Annotated in this window: 20 protein-coding genes and 1 pseudogene; 15 read left to right on the top strand and 6 right to left on the bottom strand. The window is 63.7% G+C overall.

Features of this window, described 5'->3' with window-relative positions; all coding sequences use genetic code 11:
• Positions 1-377: 377 nt before the first annotated feature.
• Positions 378-1,532: a PatB family C-S lyase gene (locus MKZ40_RS16305; RefSeq protein ID WP_175090754.1), complete on the bottom strand. Its 1,155-nt coding sequence runs from the start codon at positions 1,530-1,532 to the stop codon at positions 378-380.
• Between the two features lie 120 nt (positions 1,533-1,652).
• Between MKZ40_RS16305 and MKZ40_RS16300 the strand changes: the two genes are divergently transcribed.
• The 9 genes and pseudogenes from MKZ40_RS16300 (at position 1,653) to MKZ40_RS16260 (ending at position 8,689) form a co-directional block, all read left to right on the top strand.
• Complete coding sequence (locus MKZ40_RS16300) at positions 1,653-2,078, top strand: hypothetical protein (protein WP_175090755.1); 426 nt, start codon at positions 1,653-1,655, stop codon at positions 2,076-2,078.
• 583 nt (positions 2,079-2,661) lie between these two features.
• Positions 2,662-3,099, top strand: coding sequence for a universal stress protein (locus tag MKZ40_RS16295; protein WP_175090756.1), 438 nt, complete (start codon positions 2,662-2,664; stop codon positions 3,097-3,099).
• Positions 3,100-3,179: 80 nt separating this feature from the next.
• Entirely contained in the window at positions 3,180-4,721 is a 1,542-nt protein-coding gene (locus MKZ40_RS16290) for an alanine/glycine:cation symporter family protein (RefSeq protein WP_175090757.1), read from the top strand.
• Positions 4,722-4,936: 215 nt separating this feature from the next.
• Positions 4,937-5,959 (top strand): zinc-binding dehydrogenase, encoded by a 1,023-nt coding sequence (locus tag MKZ40_RS16285; RefSeq protein ID WP_217485973.1) that lies wholly within the window; start codon positions 4,937-4,939, stop codon positions 5,957-5,959.
• A complete protein-coding gene (locus MKZ40_RS16280; RefSeq protein ID WP_175090758.1) occupies positions 5,956-6,777 on the top strand; it encodes a hypothetical protein in 822 nt (273 codons plus the stop codon). The genes MKZ40_RS16285 and MKZ40_RS16280 overlap by 4 nt, the downstream gene beginning before the upstream one ends.
• Positions 6,778-6,823: 46 nt before the next feature.
• Positions 6,824-7,222, top strand: a pseudogene (locus MKZ40_RS16275) (thioesterase family protein); the annotation flags it as partial.
• A gap of 86 nt (positions 7,223-7,308) precedes the next feature.
• Positions 7,309-7,788, top strand: a complete 480-nt coding sequence (ybaK, locus tag MKZ40_RS16270; protein ID WP_175090760.1) for a Cys-tRNA(Pro) deacylase — start codon at positions 7,309-7,311, stop codon at positions 7,786-7,788.
• 66 nt (positions 7,789-7,854) lie between these two features.
• Entirely contained in the window at positions 7,855-8,184 is a 330-nt protein-coding gene (locus tag MKZ40_RS16265; protein WP_175090761.1) for a hypothetical protein, read from the top strand.
• On the top strand, positions 8,162-8,689 hold the full coding sequence (locus MKZ40_RS16260; protein WP_175090762.1) for a DUF501 domain-containing protein: 528 nt from the start codon (positions 8,162-8,164) through the stop codon (positions 8,687-8,689). Before MKZ40_RS16265 ends, MKZ40_RS16260 begins: the two co-directional genes overlap by 23 nt.
• Before the next feature lie 97 nt (positions 8,690-8,786).
• Here the strand turns inward: MKZ40_RS16260 and MKZ40_RS16255 are convergent, their stop codons facing one another.
• On the bottom strand, positions 8,787-10,127 hold the full coding sequence (locus MKZ40_RS16255; protein ID WP_175090763.1) for a sodium-dependent transporter: 1,341 nt from the start codon (positions 10,125-10,127) through the stop codon (positions 8,787-8,789).
• A 317-nt stretch (positions 10,128-10,444) separates the two neighbouring features.
• Between MKZ40_RS16255 and MKZ40_RS16250 the strand changes: the two genes are divergently transcribed.
• Positions 10,445-10,987 (top strand): TIGR00730 family Rossman fold protein, encoded by a 543-nt coding sequence (locus tag MKZ40_RS16250; protein WP_175090764.1) that lies wholly within the window; start codon positions 10,445-10,447, stop codon positions 10,985-10,987.
• Positions 10,988-11,110: 123 nt separating this feature from the next.
• On the opposite strand, the gene MKZ40_RS16245 is transcribed toward MKZ40_RS16250, so the two are convergent.
• Positions 11,111-12,892: a lysophospholipid acyltransferase family protein gene (locus MKZ40_RS16245; protein ID WP_175090765.1), complete on the bottom strand. Its 1,782-nt coding sequence runs from the start codon at positions 12,890-12,892 to the stop codon at positions 11,111-11,113.
• A 212-nt stretch (positions 12,893-13,104) separates the two neighbouring features.
• On the opposite strand from MKZ40_RS16245, the gene MKZ40_RS16240 reads away from it, so the two are divergent.
• Complete coding sequence (locus tag MKZ40_RS16240) at positions 13,105-14,073, top strand: NAD(P)H-quinone oxidoreductase (protein WP_043336555.1); 969 nt, start codon at positions 13,105-13,107, stop codon at positions 14,071-14,073.
• A 207-nt stretch (positions 14,074-14,280) separates the two neighbouring features.
• On the opposite strand, the gene MKZ40_RS16235 is transcribed toward MKZ40_RS16240, so the two are convergent.
• Together MKZ40_RS16235 and MKZ40_RS16230 are read right to left on the bottom strand one after the other, a co-directional pair.
• Positions 14,281-14,787 (bottom strand): hypothetical protein, encoded by a 507-nt coding sequence (locus MKZ40_RS16235; protein ID WP_107335865.1) that lies wholly within the window; start codon positions 14,785-14,787, stop codon positions 14,281-14,283.
• Between the two features lie 260 nt (positions 14,788-15,047).
• Positions 15,048-15,533, bottom strand: a complete 486-nt coding sequence (locus tag MKZ40_RS16230; protein ID WP_043336560.1) for a sel1 repeat family protein — start codon at positions 15,531-15,533, stop codon at positions 15,048-15,050.
• A gap of 317 nt (positions 15,534-15,850) precedes the next feature.
• Between MKZ40_RS16230 and MKZ40_RS16225 the strand changes: the two genes are divergently transcribed.
• The 3 genes from MKZ40_RS16225 (at position 15,851) to yaaA (ending at position 18,312) form a co-directional block, all read left to right on the top strand.
• Complete coding sequence (locus MKZ40_RS16225) at positions 15,851-16,882, top strand: NADP(H)-dependent aldo-keto reductase (protein ID WP_175090766.1); 1,032 nt, start codon at positions 15,851-15,853, stop codon at positions 16,880-16,882.
• A gap of 81 nt (positions 16,883-16,963) precedes the next feature.
• Positions 16,964-17,416: a DMT family transporter gene (locus tag MKZ40_RS16220; protein WP_175090767.1), complete on the top strand. Its 453-nt coding sequence runs from the start codon at positions 16,964-16,966 to the stop codon at positions 17,414-17,416.
• Positions 17,417-17,523: 107 nt separating this feature from the next.
• Positions 17,524-18,312: a peroxide stress protein YaaA gene (yaaA, locus tag MKZ40_RS16215; protein WP_175090768.1), complete on the top strand. Its 789-nt coding sequence runs from the start codon at positions 17,524-17,526 to the stop codon at positions 18,310-18,312.
• A gap of 25 nt (positions 18,313-18,337) precedes the next feature.
• On the opposite strand, the gene MKZ40_RS16210 is transcribed toward yaaA, so the two are convergent.
• Positions 18,338-18,943 (bottom strand): isochorismatase family protein, encoded by a 606-nt coding sequence (locus MKZ40_RS16210; RefSeq protein WP_254627233.1) that lies wholly within the window; start codon positions 18,941-18,943, stop codon positions 18,338-18,340.
• A 74-nt stretch (positions 18,944-19,017) separates the two neighbouring features.
• On the opposite strand from MKZ40_RS16210, the gene MKZ40_RS16205 reads away from it, so the two are divergent.
• Positions 19,018-19,917, top strand: a complete 900-nt coding sequence (locus tag MKZ40_RS16205) for a TIM44-like domain-containing protein (protein WP_175090769.1) — start codon at positions 19,018-19,020, stop codon at positions 19,915-19,917.
• The last annotated feature ends 827 nt before the right edge of the window (positions 19,918-20,744 follow it).

Below are 20,744 nucleotides of genomic sequence, written 5' to 3'. Positions count from 1 at the left end.
CGGCGCCTGACGCAGGCGGGGCAGCAGATGACGCCGCGGGAGCACGGCAGCGGGAAGATGGCGGCGACGAACGCGCCAGGCGCAGGCTTCCGCCCTGACAACACCATTCACGACAGGCCGTCGCGCCTGCATCCCTGCTTGCTGGCCGCCCCTGTCGCGGCGTCTCTGCCACCTCATGTCTCATCGTCGCATCTCCTGATGACAAGCCCCTCCCGATGAGCGGCCTAGCTTCAGAGTTGACGATAATGATTCTCAATTCAAGTTTGCAATGAGCGATAGCTGCCAACGAAACGCTGCAGGCTGACCCAGATCAACTCCGGCTCTGTCGACTACCCTTCTTGGCCGCTTCGCTCGCCCCCTCGATCCCTTCGCCAACCTCAGTCTTTCTGCAGGCGCTCATCCATCTGCTGCAGCGCCTTCTCCAGCTGCACACTCGTGGTGCCGTAGTTCAAGCGCACGAAGCCCGGCCAGCCGAAGTCGGCGCCATCCGACAGCGCGACATCGCATTCCTCGAGCAGCGTCTGCTGCGGAGACTCCCCGAGCCCTGCCTTGCGCATATCCAACCAGGCCAGATAGGTGGCTTGCGGGCGCGACATGCTGACGCCGTCCCAGCGTGCCACATGGCTTTCCAGCAGATCGAGGTTGTCACGCAGCACGCTCAGCAACTCCTGACGCCACGGCTCACCCTCGCGCCACGCCGCCTCGGTCGCGGCCATGCCCAGCACATTGGTATCGGGCATCAAGCCATTGGCGGCGCCGGTGAAGCGTGCACGCAGCCTGGGGTCGGTGATCACCGCGCAGGCGAACGTCAGCCCAGCGGTGTTGAAGGTCTTGGAGGGCGCCCACAGGGTCACGCAGCGCGCCGCCAGTCGTTCGTTCAGGCTGGCCAGCGGGATATGGCGGGCCGTCGGGTCCACCACCAGATCGGCATGCAGCTCATCGGAGACCACCAGCAGATCGTGACGCTCGACCAGCTCCGCCAGCGCCTCGAGCTCTTCCTCGCGCCAGACGCGGCCGGTAGGATTGTGCGGGTGGCACCATAGCAGCAGCTCGGTCTCGGGCGTGATGGCCGCTTCCAGGGCCTCCAGGTCCAGACGCCAGGGGCCGCCTTGCGTCTCGGGCTCTGCCAGCGGCGCCATCTGCGCCAGTCGCCCGGTCTTCTGGGCCACCTTGAGGAAGGGCGGGTAGATCGGGGTCGTCGTGACCACGCCCGCGCCGGGAGAGGTCAATGCCAGACTGGCCAGGTGCAAGGCCGGCACCACGCCCGGCAGCCAGACGATGGCGTCACGCGGCACCTCCCAGCCATAATGCTCGCGACTCCAGTCACACAGGCTGTCATCGAGGCTCTCCGACGGCTTAGCATAGCCGTAGACCGGGTGCGCCACTCGCTCGGCCAGCGCTCGTGTCACGGCGGGCGGGGCGCTGAAGTCCATGTCGGCAATCCAGAGGGGCATGACGTCCGAGGCGTAGCGATCCCACTTCTGGGAAGGGTACTGGCGTCGATCGAGCGGGGTGATGAAATCGAATGGCAAGATGGAGTCTCCCTGTGGCGGGCAAATTTGGCAGGCAACGCGAGCAGTGCGCTCGACTCACACCGCCTTCTGGCGGCGAGAAGAATACCTGTGGACCAACTACAGCATAAGCCTTTGTGCATGTCTGAAGACACCTTTTACCCACAGGCCCAGCGCGGGCTGCCCGGTCTGTTGCGCGCCTGGCTGACCCATGGCCGTGGCGACAGCGAGCGCCTCGCCGTGCTGCTGGCTGATACCGCGCGCGTCGCAAGTCTTGGCCAGCCCACCAGCAACCCCGATGGCGAGACACTGGAACAGTGGGCCGTCGAGGGAGGTGCGCCGCTGTGGGCGCCCAAGGCAGCGCTGTTCCTGTTGATGCAGATGCCGGCACGCCCGGTGCCGCAGGGGCCGGATGATGCCTGCGCCTGGGCCTACTGCTGGTTGCGCATGCGCGAACACGACAGTCCCGCGGCCGCCCTGATGGCGCTGCCGGAACACCTGCGTCAGCCGCTGGCATGGCCCATCGAAGCCGCCTGGCAAGACCTGACGCACCAGCGGCTGATCTAGCCGCGCCGGTTGTCGAGCGCCCGCAGCGCTGTTGGTGAGCAGCGCTGCGTTTTTCTCCGTTTTCCTCTCCTTCCTCACCTCTCTCCTCGACCTACCCTCCTCTGCTTACCCGCTCTTGTCCGCTCTATTCTCTTGTCCGCTCTGCTCTATCTCTGTCCGCACCCTCCTTGCCGCTACTTCTCCTTGCCGCTACTTCTTCTTGTGGCTCCCTCTCCTTGCCCCTGCGTCACTCCCCGGTCACATCCTCTTCACTCCCGCTCCCCCTGCCACTGAAAGCGACCTTGATGGGGGGCCTGCTGGCGCCCGATAGGACAGCTCGTCCCGCTCTCGGCATTGCTGACAGCCATGGGTAGCAGTTTTCTCAGCGAATATTGTCACCACCGGCTAATGGCGTAGCGGAAACCTGAGTCTCGTCAACGCGTAACTGACGCCATTTCGTTTAATCATCGTTTTGTGAAGCGACACACCCGCAGGGATTTCTTGTGTGAGCGAGGAGTAAAGTTCTTTCAACCGCAACGAAACGGTAATTCAACAAGAATCCGCTGGCGCGACACGACGACCAGCAAGCTTCAGGAGAAGCTCCATGACCACCTCCCTGATTGTCGGACTGGATGGAACCCCGGGCGGCGACAGTGCCATTGCCTATGCCAAGCGCGTCGCCTCTCTGGTGGGCGCGGAAACCAGGATCATTCTCTGCTACGTGGTCGAATGGTCGCCCTACAGCTTCAACACGCCGGAGGAGAACGCCCAGCGTGCCAGCCGCCGCGAGAACGAGATCAAGCTGGCCCACGAACGTGTACTGACGCCCACCATCAGCGAGCTGGAAAAGGAGGGCTATCAGGTCGAGGGGCGTGTCCGCCACGGCGATGCCGCCGAGATTCTCAGCCTGCTGGCGCGTGAGGTGAATGCCGAGCAGATCATCGTCGGCCGCAAGGGGGAAAGCGTCCGCTCACGCATCTTCGGCAGCGTCACTGCCCATCTGATTCAAGAGGCCTCGGTGCCCGTCACCATCGTTCCCTGAGACAGGCGCCTCCCGCACCAGCCGCCTGCAGAGATTTGCACCAGACAATAACGACAATTCGCTTTTCGAGGTTACCTCTCATGAGTCGATTCCGCTCCCTGGCCCCCTGGGCTGCCGCCATGGCAGCCCTCATGGCCGCAAGCTCTGCCCGTGCCGAAGGCATGGACCAGGCCATCAGTGACATCGTCGGACCGATCGTCAACCCGATCGTCTCGACCATCTTCTATTCAGTGCCGGTGGCCGGCACCCAGTTCCCGCTGATCGTCGGCTGGCTGATCATCGCTGCCGTCATCTTCACGCTCTATTTCGGCTTCGTGCAGTTCCGCCTGTTCGGCCATGCCATCCGCCTGGTCAAGGGCGACTACACCGACCCGAAGGATGAAGGCGAGGTATCCCACTTCCAGGCACTGGCCACGGCGCTGTCCGGCACGGTCGGCCTGGGCAACATCGCCGGTGTCGCGGTCGCCGTTTCGCTGGGCGGCCCGGGCGCGACCTTCTGGATGATTCTGGCCGGTCTGCTCGGCATGGCCTCCAAGTTCTGTGAATGTACGCTTGGCGTGAAGTACCGCAACGTCAACGCGGATGGTTCCATCTCCGGCGGCCCGATGTACTACCTGTCCAAGGGTTTCGCGGAAAACGGCAAGGCGGGGCTGGGCAAGATTCTGGCAATCTTCTTCGCCATCTGCGCCATCGGTGGTTCCATCGGCGGCGGCAACATGTTCCAGGCCAACCAGTCCTATCAGCAGGCCGTCAACGTCACCGGCGGTGATGCCAGCTTCCTGGTCGGCTACGGCTGGCTGTTCGGTCTGGTGATGGCTGCCATCGTCGGCATGGTCATCATCGGCGGCATCAAGTCCATCGCGCGTGTCACCGAGAAACTGGTGCCGATGATGGCTGTCATCTACGTGATCGCGGCACTCATCATCCTCGGCTTCAACTTCAGTGCGATTCCGGCCGCCTTCGGCGCCATCATCGAAGGTGCCTTCGCACCGGTCGCGGTCGGCGGCGGTATCGTCGGCGTGCTGATCCAGGGCTTCAAGCGTGCTGCCTTCTCCAATGAAGCCGGTATCGGCTCCGCGGCCATCGCCCACTCTGCCGTCAAGACTTCCCAGCCGGCGACCGAAGGGATCGTCGCCCTGCTCGAGCCGTTCATCGATACCGTCGTCATCTGCACCATGACTGCGCTGGTCATCGTCATCACCGGCGCCTACCAGGTCGAAGGCCTCGGCGGCGTCCAGCTGACGTCCTACGCCTTCGAGACCGCCTTCCCGTGGTTCCCGTATGTGCTGGCCCTGGCAGTGTTGATGTTCGCCTTCTCCACCATGCTGTCCTGGTCCTACTACGGCCTGAAGGCCTGGACCTACCTGTTCGGCGAGAGCAAGGGCTCCGAGATCATCTACAAGCTGATCTTCCTCGCCTTCGTGGTCATCGGTGCCTCCATGAGCCTCGGCCCGGTCATCGACTTCTCCGACGCCATGATCTTCGCCATGTCCATCGCCAACATCATCGGCCTCTACTATCTGATGCCGGTCGTGAAGCGTGAGCTGGCCCAGTACATCGCCAAGCTGAAGTCCGGCGAGATCGCACCGGTGGACAAGAAAGCCAAGCGCCAGAACGCGTGATCCCCATCACGCCCAGGCAGGCCTGACACACCGTCAGCCGCCGTATCACCCCAGGCCCCTGCCCATCGGCAGGGGCTTTTTCGTTGTCGATCATGCAATTCCGTGCATTGGATGGCTGAAACCACCCAAGTCGGATTGCCGCAACGCAGCGCAATGGGTAGGGTGTGGCGCTCACTGGCCACACTGGCCGGAACCCGTATCAACGAGGACGTCTCATGCTCGCTTCCATGCATGCCATGGTGCTGCGCAATCCCGGCCCGGATGCCGACTTCGTGGCGACCGAATGCCCGCTGCCCACTCCCGGCCCCGGCCAGGTGCGCATTCGTGTCGCTGCCTCCAGCGTCAATCCACTGGATCTCAAGCTGGCCAGCGGTCAGGTGCCTCTCCTGCCGCCAGCGCCCTGCGTGCTGCACGGCGACGTGGCCGGTGTGATCGATGCCGTCGGCGATGACGTGCTGGCCTTCTCGCCCGGCGACGAGGTGCTCGGCTTTGCCGGCGGTGTCGCCGCTCATCCGGGTGCGCTGGCGGAATACATGCTCGCCGATGAACGCCTGATCACCCGCAAGCCGCGCCGCCTGAGCTTCATGGAAGCCGCCGCGTTGCCGGCAGTGTTCATCACCGCCTGGCAGGCACTGGTGGAGCGTGGCCGGCTGGAAGCGGGACAACGCGTGCTGATCCACGGCGGCGCCGGTGGCGTCGGCCATGTGGCATTGCAGATCGCCCGTTGCATCGGCGCGGAAGTCGCGACCACGGTGTCCAGCGATGACAAGGCCCGGGCAGCACGCGACTGCGGCGCGGACCACGTCATCCGCTACCGCGAGGAAGCCGTGGCCGATTACGTGGCCCGGTTGACGGGAGGCGAGGGCTTCGACCTGGTCTTCGATTGCGTCGGCGGCGACAACCTGGCCGCCAGCTTCGCCGCCAGCAAGCTGGGCGGGCGCATCGTGACCATCAACGCGCGCACCACGGTGGATCTCTCGCCGCTGCACGCCGGCAGCCGCAGCCTGGAAGTGCTGTCGATCCTGCTGCCGCTGACCGCTGGCATCGGACATGAACAGCAGCGCCAGGCGCTGGGCAAGCTGGTAGAGCTGGTCGAGGAAGGCGAATTCAAGGTGCGCCTCGATGAGCATCAGTTCGACTTCAGCGAGGTCGCCGAGGCTCATCGTCATCAGGCCTCCGGCAAGGCAGTGGGCAAGATCTCGCTGGTGCGTCGTCAGTTCTGGGACGCCGCCCAATGAGCGCAGCACTTCAGGGTGAGCTGGGCCTGCAACTGCTCAAGCTGCTGATCTCGGTGGCGGTGGTGATCGGGCTGTCACTGATCGCGGAGCGCCTCTCGACGCGCATGGCCGGGCTGCTGTCCGGCTACCCGCTGGGTACGGCCATCACGCTGGGCTTCATCGGCGTGGAGATTTCCCCCGAGTTTGCCGGCCAGAGCGCCGTCTATACCCTGGCCGGCTTCTCCTCGACGCTGGCGCTGGGGGTCGGTTACTGGCTATGCGGGCGTGCCCAAGGGCTGCGCGGCGTCATCAACGGCACCCTGGGCGGCCTGCTGGGCTGGCTGATCGCCAGTCTGGCACTGGCGCAGTTCGAGTTCACACGCGTCAGCGGCGTGATCGTGACGCTGATCGCCATCGTGCTGTGCATGCGCCTCTATCGCGGCGTACCGGAAAGCACGGCGCGCAAGTCACCCTTCTCCTGGGTCTCGCTGCTGGCGCGCGCCGGACTGGCCGCCGGCATCGTGTTCGGCATCACCGCGCTGGCCCACCTGCTGCCGCCCTCCTGGGCAGGCCTGGTGGCAGCCTTCCCGGTCACCATGTACCCGCTGCTGGTGATTCTGCATCTCACCCAGGGGCCGGTAGCCGTCGCGACCGTCATCAAGCACTACCCGGCCGGCCTCGGCTCGCTATTGTGCTATGCGCTGGTGGTCTCGCTCAGCTACCCCGGCATGGGGGTCGGCCTGGGCACCCTGCTCGGTTTCATCGTGGCGACGGCGTGGCTGGGCGTGTTCACGCCGTTGCAACGTCGACTAGCCTCACGACGTACAGCCAGCGCCTGAGCTTCCTGATAGGCTGAAATGCCGCATGGATGCCCAGGAGCGACGCATGTACTTCAAGACACTGGAACCGGCCTTCTTCGACACCGATGCCCTCGGGCACATCAACAACACGCGCCTGCCGGCCTGGTTCGAGTGGGCGCGCAATGACCTGTTCCGCGTCTTCGTGCCGGACCTCGATCCGCGCAAGTGGCCGCTGATCATGGCGCGCATCGAGGTCGACTTCCTTGCCGAGCTGCAATACGGCCAGCCGGTGGAGATTCGCACCTGGCTGTCGCGCCTCGGCGGCAGTTCCTTCACCGTGACCCAGGAGGCGTGGCAAAGCGGCGTCTGCGGCGCGCGCGGCCACTGCGTGCTGGTGCAGTTCGATCATCATGCCAAGCAATCCTTGCCCATCGAGGGCGAGCTGCGCGCGACCCTGGTCAGCCATGTGCACGAGCACACCGACAGCGCCGAACTGGATGTCCCGGCCCTGCGCGAGGCCGCCCGGGCTCTCGGGACGCACAGCGCCACCTCCGAGGGGAGCGTGCCGGCATGACACCCGCGCTCAAGCTGCTAAAGGGCAAGCCGCACCGCACACTCGAATATGCCCACGACCCGCGCGCTTCCGCCTACGGGGAAGAGGCCGCCCGCACGCTGGGGCTTGATCCCACCCAGGTCTTCAAGACACTCGTCTGCCAGCTGGAAGGCGGCAATGCACGTCAGCCGCTGGTGGTCGCCGTGGTGCCGGTCAGCGGTACGCTCGACCTCAAGGCACTGGCACGCGCCTGCGGGGCACGCAAGGCGGCGCTGGCAGCGCATGATGCCGCCGAACGTGCCACCGGCTATGTGGTCGGCGGCATCAGTCCGCTGGGGCAGAAGAAGCGCCTGCCACTGTGGGTCGATGACAGCGCCGCGACACAGGCGGAAATCTTCATCAGCGGCGGCCGTCGTGGACTGGAGATAGCGCTCGCCCCCGCGTTACTGTGTGAGCTGGGCAATGGCCAGTTCGCCCCGCTGGCTCGTGACGACTGATGGCCACGGGCGTGGCACACCATGACGCCCCCCGCCACCACAGCACCGCGTCAGCGAGGAGGCCCGATGGGCATTCGCTACAGCAAGTGGATCTATCCGGACATGATCGAGCTGCATGCGCAGGTCGAAGCGGCGCTGGAGCAATGGTTCAGTGAGCGCTTCGCCGACTACCCGCACATCAGCTTGCCGGGCCTTGACCCCTACGATTATGATGGCTGGTTCAATCGTCTGGCCCCGGAGCTGATGGCGCGCGGCAGTGACTACTGCGAGCGTGAATGGCATGGCTATGTGCCGAGCCCCCAGCAGCTCAACCAGGCTTTCTTCCGGGCCGTATCCCGGTCCAACAAGTGTGTGCTGGAGCCTGACCGCAAGCATGGTGATCCTGACCAATCATAGTCCCGACGCGCGGGAGCTCGAGATCATCGAGCGCCAGCTCGGGCGCAAGCCGCGCGGCATCCAGGCCGTGGCCGCCACCGATGGCGAGGGCACCCCGCTGGTGCTGCGCATGCATTCGCTGGTGGACGGCAAGCCCTTCCCGACCCTCTATTGGCTGTGCGATGAACGCCTCAAGATCTCACTGTCACGCATCGAGGCCGAAGGCGTCATCAAGGGGCTGGAAGAACGCCTCAAGACCGACGAGGAACTGCTGGCGCGCTACCGTGCCAGCCATGAGGCCTACGTCGCCGAACGCTGGAGCTTCATGAGCGAAGCCGAGCGCAACGCCATCGAGTCCCAGGGCTTCACTGAGCTGATGCGTGAACGTGGCGTCGGCGGCATCCGTGACTGGAATCAGGTGCGCTGCCTGCACACCCAGTACGCCCAGCATCTCGCCTACGCCGAGGGCAACGCCATCGGTCACTGGGTCGATGCCCATTACGACGTGCTGTCCGAGCTGCCCTGAGCTCTGGCGACGCTCGCCCCGATGCCGTCGGCTTGAATGCAGAAGACGAAGAAGCCCGCCAATTGGCGGGCTTCTTGCGTCGGGACGAGCGTCAGGTCTACAGCGAGTGCGCGAAGACCAGCGCGATGCACAGCGGGCAGATCAGGCGCACGTACCACGGCCAGATCTTCCAGAACAGGCTGGACTCGATGTCCGGCGCCCCGCTCTGGATCTCCTTGAGCAGCGCATGGCGCGACATCGCCCAGCCGACCAGCAGGCACATCACCAGCGCGACCAGCGGCTGGCTGTACTGGGTGGTCAACATGATCACCAGGCCGAATAGTGCCCCGAAGTTGGCGGCGATGGTCAGGCTGATGGCCATGATGGCGGCACCGACGGCCAGAGTGGCGGCACGCCGACCCAGCCAGCCACGCTCGACCACGAAGGATACCGGCACTTCCAGCATCGAGATGGAAGAGGTGATGCCCGCCACGCTCATCAGCGCGAAGAATGCCACCATCAGGACGTCACCTGCGCCGCCCATCTGGCCGAACAGCGCCGGCAGCGTGTCGAACAGCAGAGTATCCGAGCTCTTGAGCAGGCCGTCGGCATCGAAGATCTCGACCCCCAGATGACGCGCGGCATACATGGCCGGAATCACCAGCAGACCGGCGAGGAAGGCGATGCCGACATCGATCAGCGTCACCAGCACGCCCAGACGCGGCAGGTGCTGCTCCGGCCCCAGATAGGAGCCGTAGATCAGCATCGCGCCCACGCCGAGCGACAGCGAGAAGAACGCCTGGCCCATCGCGCTCAGCATCAGGTCGGCATCGAAGATGCGGTCCCACTGCGGCGTCAGGTAGACACTCAGGCCTTCATCGGCACCCGGTAGGGTCAGTACGTAGCCGATCAACCCGACCAGCAGCATCAGCAACAGCGGCATCAGACGCGTGGACCACTTCTCGATCCCGCCGCGCACACCACCGACCACGATCGCCATCGTCAACGCGAGGAAGACTGCCGTCAGCGAGACATTGCGCGTGAAGTCGAAGGTGGTCAGCCAGCTGGCGGCGGAGCTCATGCCCAGCGCCTCGCTGACCGGCGCGGCGGTATAGCCCAGCAGCCAGCCCGCGACGATGGCATAGAAGGCCAGAATCAGGCTGGCGGTCAGCATGCCCGTCCAGCCCGCCAGCGCGCCGAAGCGCTTGGTGATGCCTCGACCGAGACTCATGCTGGTGACGATGTTGGCCTGACCATGGCGGCCGATGACAAGCTCAGCCATCAAGGCCGGCCATGCCAGCAGGAAGGCCAGCACCAGATACATCACCACGAAGGCTCCGCCTCCGTTGTTGGCCGTCTGGGACGGGAAGCCCCACACGTTGCCAAGTCCTACTGCCGAACCAGCGGCGGCCATCAAGAAGCCCAGCCGACTGGCAAAGCGTCCGCGCACCTGCGCCATCTGCCTCTCCTGCCTTGTTGTTCCGCGTCCGTCGAAGACGACGTCGCGATGAGTTGGGGTGCATCCCGGTGCAAGCTCACGGGGCGCCAGCGCCCGCCAGCCGTCGCCTGCGGGGGCGGCAAGGGTAGCAGAGCAGGCCCGCGAATGCAGGCGACAACGCCGAAACTCAGCACGCGGCCCGCATTGGCCACGGGGCAATGCCGAGTTCCTCATGGGCGTCATAGCGTCGCCGCACAACTCGCGTAGGATAGGAAGGACATGACATCAAGGCACGGCAGCAGCAGTGAGCGCCGCCGAGAAACATTCAGGAGAGCAACATGCATCGCATCTGTGTCTATCTGGGCTCCCGCGAGGGCGTCTCCCCGCAGCACCGTCAACTGGCCGAGGCTCTGGGCACGGCCATCGCCGAACGCGGCTGGGGACTGGTCTACGGAGGTGCGCGCGCCGGGCTGATGGGGGCATTGGCAGATGCCGCGCTGGCAGCAGGCGGTGAGGTGATCGGCGTGATCCCGCAGGTGCTGGTCCGCAACGAGAAGGCGCATACCGGTCTGACGCGCCTGATCGAGGTGGCGGACATGCATGAGCGCAAGGCGCAGATGGCCGCATTGGCAGATGCCTTCGTGACCCTGCCCGGCGGGATTGGCACCCTGGAGGAGTTGTTCGAGACCTGGACTTGGCAGTATCTGCGCTTTCACGCCAAGCCGATCGCTGTCCTCGACAGTGACGGCTTCTTCGCGCCCCTGCTCGAGTTTCTGGACCGCACCGTCGAGGCAGGCTTCCTCGATGCGGACACTCGCGCACGCCTGATCAGCGAGCGCGAGATCGCGCCCCTGCTGGAGCGTCTGGCGCCCGAGACGTGAGGCATGAGACGTAAGGCCTGACAGGCTGTCGTGTCACTCCCCATCAAGCGCGTACGCCGCCGCCATGGGGAGTGACGATGCGAGCGGCCGCCTCAGTTCAGCGCGCTCTTTCAGCAGTGCGCCTCAGCTCAGCACCGCCTCGCCAACAACCTCAACGGTATCGTCCGAGGCGGCCTGTTGCTGAACGGGGCTGCCGATATAACGCGCCCGCTTGCTGGCGGTGACCTGCTCGACATCGACCATCACCAGGCCGTCGATGCAGTAACCGAAATCGGCGTCGACACTGAAATCGAGAAAACGGGTGCCACCGGGTTCGGTGACCTCGGCGTACTGCTTGTAGAGCGTCGGTACCGTCACGCCCATCGCATCCAGCTGGGCACGCAGGCGGCGGAAATCGCCATCGGCATCCTGGCCATCGAACAGGCGCTCCGCCTCATGGGCGGCGCTGCCCGGCACGCTCCGGGCGACAGGCGCCCGCGCGCGCGCCAAGCCTTCATCGTCGCCATAATAATGACGGTAGTAGCTGACGGTCAGCGCCCTGGCGGGCTCCGGGTAGCTGTTGGAAAGCGTGACCGGGCCGAACAGCCAGCGAATCTCGGGATGACAGCGCAGATAGGCGCCCAGCCCCTGCCACAGGTAATCGAGGCTGCGCCGCCCCCAGTAACGCGGCTGCACGAAACTGCGCCCCAGCTCCAGACCGTCCTGCATGCGCTCGAACATCTCCGGTGTAAAGCGGAACAGGGTCGGGCTGTAGAGCCCCTTCTCGCCATGTACCGCCATGATCTTTCGCACCTCTCCGATGCGATAGGCACCGGCGATCTCGAGGTCGGCGTCATCCCACAGCACCAGATGCCTGTAGTGGGCGTCATAGCGATCGATATCGCGCCGCTCGCCGGTGCCCTCGCCGACACGCCGGAAACTGATCTCGCGCAGACGACCGATCTCGCGCATCACGCTGGAGCCCGGGAAGGCATCGAACAGGTAGATCTTCTTGCCGTCACGAGTCTCGCCCAGCAATTCACAGGGCGTCAGCTCTTCCCGCAGCGCCTGGCGTTCCTCCGGATGGCCGATGGCCTTCTCTGTCACGAACAGGCCACGCTTGCCGCGCCCGATGCGATACAGATGCTTGCGTAGCAGACGCGTCTTGGCGTTGGTATTGAGGGCATCACTGTCGAGGCGCTCCAGCGGAATCAGCTCGCCGATGCGCAGCTTGAGCTGCCGCTCGCGCTGGCGAAACATCTCGTGGGCCAGCAGGGGCGTGCCGAAGCTGCGATTGATCGACGACAGCGCATAGAAGAGCGTCGAGTTGCGACCGCTGACGTGGATAGGCAGCACCGGCGCATTGGTCTTGCGCGCGAAATGCAGGAAACCCGACAGCCACTTGCCGTCGCGCGGCCCGGTCGGGCCTGCACGCGAGACCTCGCCGGCCGGAAAGATGATCACGGCCTCTTCATTCATCAGCGCATCGCAGATCTGACCACTGCTCTTGCGATAGCCACGTCGACTGAGGTTGTCCAGTGGCAGCAGCAAGGGTGCCAGCGGCTCGACCTTCATCAGGATGTCGTTGGCGACGATCTTGACGTCGCGGCGCACTTCGCCGACCAGCTTGAGCAACGCGAGTCCATCCAATGACCCCAGCGGATGATTGGCGACGATGACGACACGCCCGTAGGCCGGAATGTTCTCGCGCTCCCGCGAGGACACCGAGTAGCCGAAGGAAAAGTGATCGAGCACGCGGTCAATGAAATCAAAGCCGCGCTGGTCCGAGTTCTCGCCGAGGAAGGCATTGATCTCCCCCTCATGCACCAGGCGTCGCAGCATGGCCAGAGCTGGCCGTCGGATCAGCGGGTGACGTTTGGCAAAGGCAGGATACTTGGCAGCGATGACGCGGGCAGTATCGATCATGCTCTCTCCTTGGCCGCACGGAGTGCGGAGCGCGATGTCTGGATCATGGGGCTTGATATCACGTCAGGTTCGCGCCACTTCATGACAGATGCGTCACAGTCCCCGTACAGTGAGATGACAGTCGCCCACGTGGACCGCGGCCGATGCGCCTCGGCACAGAGATCATCCGCGTACGAACAGGCAGCGCGACTGCCACGCCAAGGAGAGAGCGAATGTTTGCGATAGCCGTCGAGAATGAATCACTGGTCTGGCAGGAAACCGAGGCCCCGCACGGGATTGCCTCGGATGAGGTGCGTATAGAAGTAGCCTGGGCCGGCGTCAATCGCGCCGATCTGATGCAGCGTGCCGGCCAATATCCGCCCCCCGAAGGCGCCAGTCAGATTCTGGGACTGGAAGTCAGCGGCACCATTCGTGAGGTTGGCCGCCACGTCGAGCGCTTCAAGGTCGGTGATCCGGTCTGTGCGCTGCTGTCCGGTGGCGGCTATGCCGAGGAGGTGGTCGTCAATGCCCTGCAGGTGTTGCCAGTGCCGGAGGGCTATAGCCTGAGAGACGCCGCCGCCCTGCCGGAGATGTTCGCCACCGCCTGGCTGAACCTGTTCATCGAGGGCAATCTCAAGCACAAGGAGCGCGTACTGCTGCACGCAGGTGCCAGCGGTATCGGTACTACCGCCATCCAGCTTTGCGGGCTGTTCGGGCATCCGTGCTTCGTGACCGTCGGCAGCCAGGAGAAGCTGGAGACCTGCCTGCGCCTCGGCGCGGATGCCGGCTGGAACCGCCACGATGGCAGCTTCGTCGAGGCCGTGAACGACTGGGGCGGTGCCGACATGATTCTCGACCCGGTAGGCGGCGGTTATCTGGCCGACAATCAGCAGGTGCTGAAGCAGGACGGCCGCATGGTGTTGATCGGCCTGATGGGCGGGCGCATGGATGAGCTGGATCTGGGCCGCATGCTGATGAAGCGTCAGCGCCTGATCGGCTCGACCCTGCGTTCGCGCTCTCCCGATGGCAAGGGCATGGTGCTGGATGCGCTCTACGTGCATGTGTGGCCACGCCTGGCGCGGGGTGAGCTGCGCCCGCATATCGACAAGAGCTGGCCGATCCAGGAAGCCGATGCCGCGCATGCCTATGTGCAGGACAACGCCAGCACCGGCAAGGTGCTGCTGGCGGTGACAGGCGCCTGAGCCTCATCATGGCGCTGATGACATCCGCAGCATGAAAAAACGGCAGTATAAAAAAGCGGCAACCCGTTGGGCTGCCGCTTTTTTGGCTTTATTGGCACGATCTCGTGCTTGCAGCTCCGCCTGACAACTTCTGACCTGACAACACCCGGCTTGACTGCAGTGTCGCTAATGCCGCCAAGCGTAGACCCCGAGGCGCCTCGCGCAGGCTTATTCGCTGCGCCCGATCGACTGGGCCTTCTGCCAGGTAAGTTGCAACAGGCGGGCGTCGTCTCCGGCGCGATGGCGCTGGATGCCACCCTCGGCGATCACCGCTTCCTTGAGCTCCGCCCAGCAATTCAGCTGCTCCTCATCGAGCAGCCGTCTGAGCGCCTCGAGACGGAAGCGCGGCAGCATGCCGGCATGATAGAACAACAGCGAGAGCCAGGTATTGTCGTAGCCCCAGCTGTCGCTGTAGGCGATTCCGGCCTCACCCAGCTCATCATTGACCCACTGCGCCACCTCGCGCACTGGCCGCCCTTCGCGTGCCAGCCGTGCCCGTGAGATGCCGTGCAACAGCTCCGCCTTGGGGTCCCAATGCACCCACTCATCAAGAGGCTGTATCAGGAAGGCGCAACTGCTGCCGTCGGCACGCGCCAGCCCGATCTCGATCGGATAGCTACCACGGCCAAAGCCGGAGGCTTCAATATCGAGCAGAATAGGCAGCGTCACACGAATCTCCCAAGGTATCTCAGGCAGACAGGGCCCGGGCGAGAAGAGGTTGAATGTCCTCAGGTTACGGGAATTGCCCCCTGCTTGGCGAGTCCTGAACACGACGCTGTCAACGCAGACATCAGGTCGATCTGCTCCATCACGCAGGCATCACGTTCAAGAGACGCGCCCGGGAAGGCCAGAGACGACAACGCCCTCACGAAGAGGGCGTTGTCAGTGGCAGCGAGGGCAGTACAGCAGCTGGTGCATCCGATCAGTACATCAGCTCAGTGCAGGTCTGCCTCACCACCCGTGCGGGCGTGGGCTTCCCACTGCTCGGCCTTGTGCGGGCAGACCGCCAGGCCAAGGGAACCTTCACGATAGGCTCGCGCCAGGCGCTGGGCCGCGAGAGCATGGCGGCACTCGGCCGCACGCGCGTACCAGGTCACGGCCTTGGCCGGATCGCTCTGATACTGGGCACAGCCATACTCATAGATACGCGCCGCCTGATACTGGGCATGCACGTCACCGGCCTGCGCGGCCTTGATGACGAAACGCGCGCCCTTGGCCTTTTCCTGAGCGGAGTTGCCGCGCTGGAACAGCATGTGCCCGTACAATGACAACGCACCGGTGTGACCGGCGTTGGCGCAGTGATTGAACAGACGCATGGTCAGACGATGCTTCTGCTGAGAGCCGGACAGCCAGGAGGCGTGGAACAGACGCTCCGCCAGGCGGTATTTCAGTCCAGTCATCAGGGTTGGGGCCTGCGGCATGACGAGTAACCTTGATACAGAATAAGAGGGGTGACGCCGTGTCCTGGCCCGATCCTGAGCCCGCGACGCTATTCTCCTTGCCAACACTGTCAGTTTGCCCTTGCGGGCGGCCTAGAAAGACTGCTCCCCTGACAGCGGGGCGCCAAGCATACTCGCGCAATCGGGGGGACTCAAGCCCGCCTTGTGGGTTTTTGTTACGCTGCTAATATGTGCGCCATCCTTGGGATAAAGTACGCGCGCGAACCACGCGCCACGCGCGTGCTGGAAGCACTCGTCCTGCCCGCTACATTGACACCTACCCGATAAGGGGATCCTGCATGCAACGTAGAGCTCTTGGCCGTACTGGCATCGACGTCAGTCTGCTATGCCTTGGCACCATGACCTTCGGCGAGCAGAACAGCGAAGCCGATGCCCACCAGCAGCTGGACCGCGCGCTCGACGCTGGCATCGACTTCATCGATACCGCCGAGATGTACCCGGTGCCCCCGAATGGCGAGACCCAGGGCCGTACCGAGGAATACATCGGCAGCTGGCTGGCGGCACGCGGCAATCGTGATCAGGTCAAGATCGCCACCAAGGTCACCGGCCCGGGCATGGATTACCTGCGCGGTGGTTCACGCCTGACGCGTGAGCAGATCATCGCCGCCTGTGACGACAACCTGCGTCGTCTGGGCACCGATTACATCGATCTCTATCAGCTGCATTGGCCGGACCGCAAGACCAACTTCTTCGGCAAGCTGGGCTACCAGCCGACCGAAGATGAAGACATGACGCCGCTGGAGGAAAGCCTGTCAGCCCTCGGCGAGCTGGTCACCGCCGGCAAGATCCGCGCCGTGGGCCTGTCCAACGAGACGCCGTGGGGCGTGATGCAGTGCCTGAACCTGGCCGAGCGTCTGAATCTGCCGCGCGTGGCCAGCGTCCAGAACCCGTACAACCTGGTCAACCGCAGCTTCGAAGTGGGCCTGGCCGAGTTTGCGCACCGTGAAGATGTCGGCCTGCTGGCCTACTCGCCGCTGGCCTTCGGCACCCTGTCCGGCAAGTATCTGGACGGTGCCCGTCCACAAGGCGCTCGCCTGACGCTGTTCGAGCGTTTCCAGCGCTACAACGCCGAGCCGGCTCAGCACGTCATCGCCTGCTACGTGGACATCGCCCGCCGTCACGGCCTGAATCCGGCCCAGATGGCCCTTGCCTTCGTCAACACTCGTCCGTTCCTGACCAGCAACATCATCGGTGCCACGACGATGACCCAGCTGGAAAGCAACATCAAAAGCCTCGAGGTGGAGCTGAGCGAAGAAGTGCTGGCCGAGATCGAGATGATCCACAACACCGCGCCCAACCCGTGTCCCTGAATCACCTCTGACCCGTAGCGGATACACAACCCCCGACAGGCCGGCCATCATGACCGGCCTGCTCGTGACCAAGGACCCCTCATGAATCTCGCTGAATTGAGCATGATCCTCATGGCTGTCGCCGCCGGTGCCATGATGCCGATTCAAGCTGGCGTCAACTCCACACTGGCCCTGCAGACTCACAGCTCGCTCATGGCTGCCATGGTCAGCTTCGTGGTCGGCTCGATCGCGCTCGTCGTCATCGTGCTGGCCATGCGCCTGCCCATGCCGGGCGTCGGCGCCCTCAAGGCGGCCCCCTGGTGGAGCTGGACCGGCGGTCTGTTGGGTGCCTTCTTCGTCGCGGCCAGCGTGATACTGGTCCCCAAGCTGGGCGCTGCCACCATGATGGCCACCTTCCTGGCGGGGCAGCTGACGGCCTCGGTAGTGCTGGACCACTTCGGCTGGGCGACCTTCCCGCAGCATGATCTTTCGCTGGGGCGCGTGGCAGGCGTCCTGCTGCTGTTCGCGGGGGTCTTCCTGATCCGCCGCTATTGATGCCTCTGGCGTCACGCAGTGCAATCTATGGCCCCGATAGTCCTGACGGACTCGGGGCCATCTTGTCTGCCTGATATACTGAGACCTTTCCCTGCCTGGAGGTCTACATGCTGAGTGTGATTTCGCCCGCCAAATCGCTGGATTTCGACAGCGCCCCCGTGACCTCCCGTCATAGCCAACCCGATTTTCTCGAGCAGGCTCAACCACTGATCGACATCCTGCGCGAGCAGTCGCCGCAGGACATCGCAAGCCTGATGAAGCTCTCCGACAAGCTGGCCGGCCTCAATGCCGCTCGCTTCCAGGAATGGCAGCCGCCCTTCACGCCGGAGAATGCCAAGCAGGCAGTACTGGCCTTCCAGGGGGATGTCTATCAGGGCATGGCGGCAGAGACGTTCAGCGAGGAAGACTTCGAACGCGCACAACACAAGCTGCGCATTCTCTCCGGCCTCTATGGACTGCTGCGCCCGCTGGATCTTATCCAGCCATACCGCCTCGAGATGGGGACGCGTCTGAGCAATCCAGCCGGCAAGGATCTGTATGCCTACTGGCGCAAGACACTGACACCGGCACTGGAACAGGCCGTCGAAGAGAGTGGCACACCGATACTGGTCAACCTGGCCTCCAATGAATACTTCAAGGCCATCGATGCCAGGGCGTTCCGCCATCGCATCGTGACGCCGGTCTTCAAGGACGAGAAGAATGGCCAGTCCAAGATCATCAGCTTCTACGCCAAGCGTGCACGCGGCCTGATGAGCGCCTGGATGCTCAAGCACGATATCGAGACAGCCGAAGACCTCAAGGACTTCGACGTAGCCGGTTACCGCTTCTCCAATGCCGCCTCCGAGGTCGATACGCTGGTCTTCACGCGCAGTGAGGCCGACGCGGCACGCGCCTGATACGTGATGGCAGGCACTTCACGCCTCACCCCCCCAGCCCCGGGAAAGTCAGGTGTTCCGCGGCGCGCGGTTTGAAGTAACGGCGATGAATATCGCCGAACAGGACGTGGTCTGCACACCCAAGCCATTCATACGCCACCATCTCGGCACTGACGATACTGGCGCCCGCGGCCTCGCAGCGGGCCACTCCCAGCGCCGCCTCCCGCGGGCGGCGACTGGCGATCCCATCGGCGACCAACGCCACTCGATAGCCTGCGCCGCATAGGGACAGCACGGTCTGCATCACACAGACATGCGCCTCGGCACCACACACCACCAACTGGTCACAGCCACTCTGCTCCAATGCCTTGCAAAAGTCCTGCGCATCCAGCGCACTGAAACTGCGCTTGGTGAAGCAGCGTGTGCGTTCGCTCAACAGGTGCGTCATCGGGGCACTTGCGCCTAGCTTGTCGGGGCAATGCTCGGTCAGCCAGACGGGAATTTCCAGCGCCTGGGCGATTCCGCCCAGCCAGATGGCACTGTTGATGGCTTCGGTTCCGCCATTCAGAACCGGCATCAGGCGAGCCTGGAAATCGATCAGCAACAACAATGATCGCCTCGCCATCAGATGTTGAGACTTTTCGTCGTCCATTGGTCCTCCCACGACGATTCTAAGGCTAGAATGGAGCTTCCACTTACACGCTAGCGCATCCAAGGAGATCCCACATGCGCCATCTGTTCATCATGCTGATGGTCGGCTTGCTCGGCTTCGGTCTGAGCGTCGAACACGCAGAGGCCAAGCGCCTCGGCGGCGGCAAGAGTTTCGGTAGCTACTCACGCTCCGCTGACAGCGGAAAATCCTCCAGCTCACTGTTCGGCAGCAACAAGGCCACCAACAGCAGCACTGCAGCGAAGTCCAAGCCCTCCAGCGGCTTGTCCAAGTTTGCCGGGCCTATGGCAGGCCTGCTGGCAGGCGGTTTGCTGGCATCGCTGTTCTTCGGCGGCGCCTTCGATGGTCTGCGCATGACAGACTTCCTGATCATCGCGGTGATCGCCTTCATTGCCTTCAAGTTCCTCAGCGCGCGCAAGAAGGCCGCCATGGCGAGCGGCGGGCCGGCAGGTAGCGGTGGTGGTACCTCTACACGCCACGATGACCAGCCCCGCAATGTGCAGGCGCGTGAAGCGCATCAACCGCAAGGCGAGTCGCTGGCTCCTGCCGGTGGTATCGGGGCAGGCCTGACAGGCGGCGCCCCGACCAGCGAACCGGCCTGGTTCGACAAGGAGCAGTTCCTCGGCGGTGCTAAGGAACACTTCATGACCCTGCAGCGCGCCTGGGACAACAATGACCTGCCGCGCATTCAGGAGTACGTCACGCCAGAGCTCTACAATCTGCTGCGTGAAGAGCGCGCTCAGCAACCGGCCAACAACCGTACCGAGATCGTGCGTCTGTTTGCTGAACTGGGCAGCGTGCAGGAGATTGGCAAGCAGGCGGAAGCAACGGTCCTGTTCCACGGCGTGCTGGATGAAAATGGCGAGCAGAACGAGTTCAACGAGACTTGGCACCTGGTCCGTGAGCTGCGCGATGGCGCCGACTGGCACATCCAGGGCATCGAGCAGAACAGCTAAGACGCTCCTCTCACTGACATGACCTTCATTCCGTGAGGGCCACATCAGATGCCAAGGCGGCCGGATGATCACTCATCCGGCCGCTTTTTTTGTGTCTCGCTGCAGAAGATCACCGGAGGCTTCGCAACAGTTCGCCGAAGACCACAAAGGCACCGCCCCGAATGGCAGGCATAAAAAAACCGGCCACTGGGGAAGTGACCGGCGGATAGGCTGCTCGACTGCAAGGCAGGAGCGCCAGATCGCAAAAAGTCTGCTGATGGGATAGCACAGACAAGTTTCTAAGCAAGGGAACGTCGAAACTCACATACTCAGAGTCGCCAATAGCGCTTTAGTTCAGCCTGATCGCATAAAACATGCGCAACACTGAGGTGCAGAACCCGCGACGCCTGATCAGCTCCCACCATCAGCCAGCTGTACCCAGGATTCCAGCAAGAGTTGCCTGCCCCTGGAAACTCTTCATGCTCGACAAGCCCTTGTGGGTAATTCAGGTGCCACTCCCATGTTCCGGTTGTCCACAGGCGGATCCCTGCGCGCTTCCCTTCATCAGCAGGACTGGTTGCGCTTCTACGCTCTGTCACATACTGAACCGCCCCTGCAGCAAGGCTACAGGGCGGTTCAGTATAAGTGCCTGACGAGGATCGGGGCGGCCATCCGCGACTCTTGCAGGGAGAAACTGTTCTAGCCGCATTCTTTCCTGAGCCCACTTTTCCTGCGCACAAAGAGAACCGCCCCTGCAGCAAGGCTACAGGGGCGGTTCAGTATAAGTGCCTGACGATGACCTACTCTCACATGGAGAAACTCCACACTACCATCGGCGCTAAGCGGTT

The sequence above is a fragment of the Cobetia sp. BMC6 genome (assembly GCF_029991385.1).
Classification (GTDB): domain Bacteria; phylum Pseudomonadota; class Gammaproteobacteria; order Pseudomonadales; family Halomonadaceae; genus Cobetia.
Note: the sequence above shows the minus strand (reverse complement) of the source record. Positions and strands in the feature narration are given on the sequence as shown.

Excerpts from the sequence above, each read along its gene's own strand:
- MKZ40_RS16300 (WP_175090755.1), top strand. The coding sequence starts at position 1,653 with ATGTCTGAAGACACCTTTTACCCACAGGCCCAGCGCGGGCTGCCCGGT.
- MKZ40_RS16295 (WP_175090756.1), top strand. The coding sequence starts at position 2,662 with ATGACCACCTCCCTGATTGTCGGACTGGATGGAACCCCGGGCGGCGAC.
- MKZ40_RS16290 (WP_175090757.1), top strand. The coding sequence starts at position 3,180 with ATGAGTCGATTCCGCTCCCTGGCCCCCTGGGCTGCCGCCATGGCAGCC.
- MKZ40_RS16285 (WP_217485973.1), top strand. The coding sequence starts at position 4,937 with ATGCTCGCTTCCATGCATGCCATGGTGCTGCGCAATCCCGGCCCGGAT.
- MKZ40_RS16280 (WP_175090758.1), top strand. The coding sequence starts at position 5,956 with ATGAGCGCAGCACTTCAGGGTGAGCTGGGCCTGCAACTGCTCAAGCTG.
- ybaK (WP_175090760.1), top strand. The coding sequence starts at position 7,309 with ATGACACCCGCGCTCAAGCTGCTAAAGGGCAAGCCGCACCGCACACTC.
- MKZ40_RS16265 (WP_175090761.1), top strand. The coding sequence starts at position 7,855 with ATGGGCATTCGCTACAGCAAGTGGATCTATCCGGACATGATCGAGCTG.
- MKZ40_RS16260 (WP_175090762.1), top strand. The coding sequence starts at position 8,162 with ATGGTGATCCTGACCAATCATAGTCCCGACGCGCGGGAGCTCGAGATC.
- MKZ40_RS16255 (WP_175090763.1), bottom strand. The coding sequence starts at position 10,127 with ATGGCGCAGGTGCGCGGACGCTTTGCCAGTCGGCTGGGCTTCTTGATG.
- MKZ40_RS16250 (WP_175090764.1), top strand. The coding sequence starts at position 10,445 with ATGCATCGCATCTGTGTCTATCTGGGCTCCCGCGAGGGCGTCTCCCCG.
- MKZ40_RS16245 (WP_175090765.1), bottom strand. The coding sequence starts at position 12,892 with ATGATCGATACTGCCCGCGTCATCGCTGCCAAGTATCCTGCCTTTGCC.
- MKZ40_RS16240 (WP_043336555.1), top strand. The coding sequence starts at position 13,105 with ATGTTTGCGATAGCCGTCGAGAATGAATCACTGGTCTGGCAGGAAACC.
- MKZ40_RS16230 (WP_043336560.1), bottom strand. The coding sequence starts at position 15,533 with ATGCCGCAGGCCCCAACCCTGATGACTGGACTGAAATACCGCCTGGCG.
- MKZ40_RS16225 (WP_175090766.1), top strand. The coding sequence starts at position 15,851 with ATGCAACGTAGAGCTCTTGGCCGTACTGGCATCGACGTCAGTCTGCTA.
- MKZ40_RS16220 (WP_175090767.1), top strand. The coding sequence starts at position 16,964 with ATGAATCTCGCTGAATTGAGCATGATCCTCATGGCTGTCGCCGCCGGT.
- yaaA (WP_175090768.1), top strand. The coding sequence starts at position 17,524 with ATGCTGAGTGTGATTTCGCCCGCCAAATCGCTGGATTTCGACAGCGCC.
- MKZ40_RS16210 (WP_254627233.1), bottom strand. The coding sequence starts at position 18,943 with ATGGACGACGAAAAGTCTCAACATCTGATGGCGAGGCGATCATTGTTG.
- MKZ40_RS16205 (WP_175090769.1), top strand. The coding sequence starts at position 19,018 with ATGCGCCATCTGTTCATCATGCTGATGGTCGGCTTGCTCGGCTTCGGT.